The sequence below is a fragment of the Streptomyces albus subsp. albus genome, from assembly GCF_000725885.1.
GTDB classification, from domain to species: Bacteria; Actinomycetota; Actinomycetes; order Streptomycetales; family Streptomycetaceae; genus Streptomyces; species Streptomyces albus.
The window spans coordinates 1-444 of record NZ_JODR01000081.1 but is presented as its reverse complement, the minus strand read 5'-3'; the positions used below and the strand labels follow the sequence as shown (position 1 = coordinate 444).

At 66.4% G+C, this 444-nt stretch carries 1 protein-coding gene; it reads left to right on the top strand.

Annotation, left to right across the window (positions count from 1 at the left end):
- A partial coding sequence (locus IO40_RS0132815; protein WP_031176686.1) for a transglycosylase SLT domain-containing protein occupies positions 1-444 on the top strand: 444 nt, incomplete at both ends.

The following is a 444-nucleotide window of genomic DNA, read 5'->3' as shown; positions in this document are numbered from 1 at the left end:
CGGCCGAGCCGGCCCACCAGGCCGCCGCCAAGGCCGCCGCCAAGCCCGCCAAGGCCGACGACAAGGCCGACAAGAAGGCGGAGAAGGCGGAGAAGAAGGGCGCCGGCAAGAAGGCCGAGGACTACCCCGACAACCTGGACGGGTGGATCCGCGAGGCCATGTCGATCATGAAGAAGCACGGCATCCCCGGCTCCTACGACGGCATCAAGCGCAACATCATCCGTGAGTCCGGCGGTGACCCGAACGCGGTCAACGACTGGGACATCAACGCCCAGAAGGGCATCCCCTCCAAGGGTCTGCTCCAGGTGATCCAGCCGACCTTCGACCAGTACCACGTCAAGGGCACGGCCGATAAGCTCACCGACCCGGTGGCCAACATCGTCGCGGCCTGCAACTACGCCGCCGACCGCTACGGCACCATGGACAACGTCGACTCCGCCTACT